This window comes from Kitasatospora sp. NPDC088351 (assembly GCF_040685575.1).
GTDB lineage: Bacteria > Actinomycetota > Actinomycetes > Streptomycetales > Streptomycetaceae > Kitasatospora.
This window is the reverse complement of record NZ_JBFBIL010000118.1, coordinates 1-5,241: the sequence shown is the minus strand read 5'-3', so window position 1 is coordinate 5,241 and position 5,241 is coordinate 1. Positions and strand designations below refer to the sequence as shown.

The 5,241-nt window shown below is 76.7% G+C and carries 1 protein-coding gene; it reads right to left on the bottom strand.

Annotated elements, in window-relative coordinates; all coding sequences use genetic code 11:
* Positions 1 to 5,241: SDR family NAD(P)-dependent oxidoreductase (locus AB0P06_RS36520; protein WP_363615263.1), on the bottom strand; the 5,241-nt coding region annotated here is incomplete at both ends.

Below are 5,241 nucleotides of genomic sequence, written 5' to 3'. Positions count from 1 at the left end.
AGCGAGCAACCGACGCCCCATCCCCACCCACTGGGAACCCTGACCCGGGAAAACGAACACCGACCGACCGCTCACCTCCGCCCGACCGGACACCAACCCGGCCACGGCCCCTCCCTCGGCCAGGGCCCTCAGGGCAGCGACGAGCGCGGCCCGGTCGGCGCCGACGGCCACGGCCCGCTCGGTGAACCGGGTGCGCGCGGCGACGAGCGCCCGGGCGGTGGCGGCGAGGTCCGGCACCGGCGGCCCTTCCGCGAAGGCCGCCAGCCGCGCGGCCTGCTGACGCAGCGCCGCCTCCGAGGCGGCCGAGACCACCCAGGGAACCACGTTCTCCCCGGCACCGGCACCGGCGGTACCGGTCGGGGTGGCGCCGACACCGGCGGGCGTTGCGGCTCCATCGATGGGCTCGGTGGTGCCGGTCGCGGTGGCCGTCGCAGCGGTGGCGGCCGCGGTGTCCTCGACGGACACGGCGGCATCGGCGGCGCCGGCCGTCCCGGCGGTCGTATCGGTACCGGTCGTGACACCGACGGGAGTGCCATCGACGGACACGGCGCCGCCGGCCGGCTCCGCCTGCTCCAGGATCACGTGCGCGTTCGTCCCGCTCACACCGAACGCCGAGACGCCGGCCCGGCGCGGGCGGCCGGCCTCCGGCCAGGCCCGCTGCTCGGTGAGCAGGGCGATGCCGCCCGAGGACCAGTCGATGTGCGAGGAGGGCGCGTCGATGTGGAGGGTCTGTGGCAACACGCCGTGCCGCAGCGCCTCGACCATCTTGATCACGCCCGCCGCACCGGCGGCGGCCTGGGTGTGGCCGATGTTGGACTTCACCGACCCGAGCCAGAGCGGCTGTTCGGCCGGGCGGTCCTTGCCGTAGGTGGCGAGCAGGGCGTGTGCCTCGATCGGGTCGCCGAGCGGGGTGCCGGTGCCGTGCGCCTCGACGGCGTCGACGTCGGCGGCCGTCAGGCGGGCGTTGGCGAGCGCGGCCCGGATCACCCGCTCCTGCGAGGGACCGTTCGGGGCGGTCAGACCGTTGGACGCACCGTCCTGGTTGACGGCCGAACCGCGGACGACCGCCAGCACCTCGTGCCCGAGCCGCCGGGCGTCGGACAGCCGTTCCAGCAGCAGCAGGCCCACGCCCTCGGACATCCCGAACCCGTCGGCGGCGTCGGCGAAGGCCTTGCTCCGGCCGTCGGCGGCGAGGCCGCGCTGCCGGGAGAAGCCGACCAGGCCTTCGAGCGTGGACATCACCGAGGCGCCGCCGGCCAGGGCCAGCGTGCACTCCCCGGCGCGGAGCGCCTGGGCTGCGAGGTGCAGGGCGACCAGGGAGGAGGAGCAGGCGGTGTCGACGGTGATCGCGGGTCCCTCCAGGCCGAGGGCGTAGGAGAGGCGGCCGGAGAGCACGCTGCCCGCGTTGCCGGTGACCAGGTAGCCCTCGTCGGCGGCGCCGCCGGTGCCCTGGGTGCCGTAGTCCTGGCCGTGGGTACCGATGAAGACGCCGGTCGGGGTGGCGCGCAGGCCGGTGGGGTCGAGTCCGGCGCGCTCCAGGGTCTCCCAGGCGACTTCGAGCAGCAGGCGCTGCTGCGGGTCCATCGCCAGGGCCTCGCGCGGGTTGATGCCGAAGAAGGCGGCGTCGAAGTCGGCGATGCCGGGCAGGAATCCGCCGCCGCGCACGTAGGTGCGGCCGGGGGCGTCGGGGTCGGGGTCGTAGCTGCCGTCGAGGTCCCAGCCCCGGTCGGTGGGCAGGCCGGTGACGGCGTCGCTGCCGGCGGCGACGAAGCGCCAGAGGTCCTCGCCGGAGTCGAGGCCGCCGGGGAAGCGGCAGCCGACGGCGACGATCGCGATCGGCTCGTCCTCGGTCCCGGCGGCCTGTGCCGCGGGGGTGGCGGGGGCGGCGGGGGCCGGTTCCGCGCCGACGAGTTCGGTCGCGAGGTGGGCGGCGAGGGCCTTGGGCGTCGGGTAGTTGAACACCAGGGTGGCGGGCAGACGCAGACCGGTGGCGGTGCCGAGGGCGTTGCGGAGTTCGACGGCGGTGAGCGAGTCGATGCCGAGTTCCTTGAACGCCTTGTCGACGTCCAGCGCCGCGGCCGAGCCGTGGCCGAGGACGGCGGCGGCGGTGTCGCGGACGAGGGCGGTCAGCAGCTCGTCGCGGTCGGCGGCGGAGAGTCCGGCGAGCCGCCGGGCGAGGGTGCCGGCGCCGTCCGCGGCGGTGCGGGCGGCGGCCCGTCGCAGGGCGCGGGGTGCGCGGGCGGCGGGTGCCAGGTCGCGCAGCAGCGGCGGGAGGTCCTCGGTCCGGACGCCGGTGACGTCGAGCCTGATCGGCACCACGGCCGCGGGCTCGCCGGTGAGCGCGGCGTCCAGGAGGGCGAGGCCCTGGTCGGCGGAGAGGGGGCGGGTACCGACCCGGGCCATCCGGGCGAGGTCGGTGTCGCTGAGCCGGCCGCCCATGCCGGCGGCCTCGGCCCACAGGCCCCAGGCGAGCGACACGGCGGGCAGTCCGAGCGAGCGCCGGTGGGCGGCCAGGCCGTCGAGGAAGGCGTTGCCGGCCGCGTAGTTGCCCTGGCCGGAGCCGCCGAGGACGCCGGAGGCGGAGGAGTAGAGCGCGAACGCGGCCAGGTCGAGGCCGGCGGTGAGCTCGTGCAGGTGCCAGGCGGCGTCGACCTTCGGGCGCAGCACGCTGTGCCACTTGGCGGCGTCCAGGGCTTCGACGACGCCGTCGTCGACGATCCCGGCGACGTGGACGACGCCGGTCAGGCGGTCGGCGAGGGTGTCGACGACGGCGGCCAGCGCGGTGCGGTCGGCGGTGTCGACGGCCTCGGCGCGGACCAGGGTGCCGTGCGCGGCGAGTTCTTCGAGCAGGTCGGCGGGCACGGCGGAGCGGGAGAGGAGCACGAGTTCCGCGACGCGGTGGACCGCCGCGAGGTGACGGGCCACCAGGCGGCCCAGGCCACCGTTGGCGCCGGTGACCAGGACGGTGCCACCGGCCAGCGGGGACGGCGCGCCCTCTGCGGGGGCGGGCCGGGCGGCCGGGCGGCGCAGGCGGGCGACCAGCCGTCGCCCGTCTCGCAGCGCCAGCTGCGGTTCGCCGCCCGGTGCGGCGGCCACCGCCCGGGCGGCGTCGGCCGGGTCGTCGGCCTCGACGAGGACGAAGCGGCCGGGGTTCTCCGACTGGGCGGTGCGCACCAGGCCCCGGACGGGTTCCTGGACGAGTTCGCCGCGCCGGGTGACGACGACGAGCCGGGAGTCGGCCGTCCGGTCGTCGGCCAGCCAGGCCTGGAGCGCCCGCAGGACGTCGTGGCCGACGGCGTGGGCGCGCTCGGGCACGGTGTCGGAGGGCGCGCCGCCGCCGGCGGGCAGGACCACGAGGGGCGGCAGGGCTCCGTCCTCGGGCAGGTCGCTGTGGAGGGTCCAGTCGGCGGGCGCGTCGGCGGCCTCGGGTGCGGGGACCCAGTCGACCTCGAACAGGGCCGCGTCGTCCGCCGGACCGGCGGTGAGGCCGCGCGGGTCCACCGGCCGCACGGTGAGGGCCTCGACGTCCACGACGGGGGCGCCGGTGTCGTCGGCGGCCCGGATGGTGAGGGTGTCGGGGCCGGCGGAGGTGACGACCACGCGCAGCGCCTCGGCGCCGGTGGCGTGCAGGCGCACGCCGGCCCAGGAGAAGGCGAGCCTGGGCACGTCGGCGCCGGGGAAGAAGCCGGCCTCGCCGAGCGGGTGGAGGGCGGCGTCCAGCAGGGCGGGGTGCAGGCCGTAGGCGGCGGCGTCCGAGGTGGTGTCGGGGAGGCGGAGCTGAGCGTAGAGGCGGCCGTCGGCGAGCCAGGCGGCCTCGACGGCGTGGAACGCGGGGCCGTAGGCGACGGTGAGCCGGTCGTAGAGGCCGTCGATGTCGAGCGGGCGGGCTCCGGCGGGCGGCCAGACCGTCAGTTCGTCTGCGGTGGCGGGCTCCGGGCCCTCAGGGGCGAGCGTTCCGGTGGCGTTGGCGTGCCACGGCAGGCCGGGGCCGGTGCGGGTGAGCAGCCGGACGGCGCGGCGGCCGTCCTCGGCCTCGCCGACGTGGACCTGGAGGTCGAGGCCGCCGCCGTCCGGGACGACGAGCGGGGCGGAGACGGTCAGTTCCTCGACCGTGGGCACGCCGAGCCGGTGGCCGACGTGGGCGAGGGCGTCGAGCAGCGCGGTGCCGGGCAGCAGCGTCGCGCCGCCGATCCGGTGGTCGGCCAGCCAGGGCAGGGTGCGTTCGGTGATCCGGCCGGTGAAGACGGCGCCTTCCTCGGTGCCGAGCAGCAGTTCGGCCTCCAGCAGCGGGTGGCCGGCCTTGTCCAGGCCGACGGCGGCGAGGTCGCCGGCGGCGCGGCCCGGCCGGAGCCAGTAGCGCTGGTGCTGGAAGGGGTAGGTGGGCAGTTCGGAGGGGCGGACGGTGCCGGCCTCGGCGTAGGCCGTGGACCAGTCCACGGGCAAGCCGTGCACGTGGAGTTCGGCGGCGGCGAGCAGGACGCGGCCCCAGCCGCCGTCCTCACGACGCAGGGTCCCGGTGACGACGGTCGGCGCCTGGACGGCCTCCTCCAGGACCTCGACGACGGCGTGCGCGAGCACGGGGTGCGCGCTGACCTCGACGAACGCCCGGAAACCCACGCCCGCCAGGGTCTCGACGGCCTCGGCGAAGCGGACGGTCTGCCGCAGGTTGCGGTACCAGTACCCCGCGTCCAGCTCCGGACCCTCCAGCCAGCGACTCTCGACCGTCGACAGGAACGGGACGACAGCCGGCCGCGGCTTCACGGCGCCGAGCAGCTCGGCGAGTTCGGCCTCGATCGACTCCACGTGGGCGGTGTGGGAGGCGTAGTCCACCGGGATCCGCCGCACGCGCACACCCTGCTCCTCGTACGAGACGACGAGCGTGTCCAGACCCGCCGGGTCACCGGCGACGACGACCGAGGACGGACCGTTGACAGCGGCGACCTCCACGCCGTCCGGCAGCGTGCCGGTCACCTCGGCGAGCGGCAGCCCGACCGACACCATCCCGCCCCGACCCGCCAGACCCCGCGCGATGGCCTGCGACCGCAACGCCACCACCGCCGCCGCGTCCTCCAGCGAGAGGATGCCCGCGACATGCGCCGCCGCGATCTCCCCCTGCGAGTGACCCACCACCGCATCCGGAACAACACCCAACGAGAACCACAGCCGCGCCAGGCCGACGTTCACCGCGAACGACACCGGCTGCACCACGTCCACCCGCTCCAGCGAGGCCGCACCCGGCAC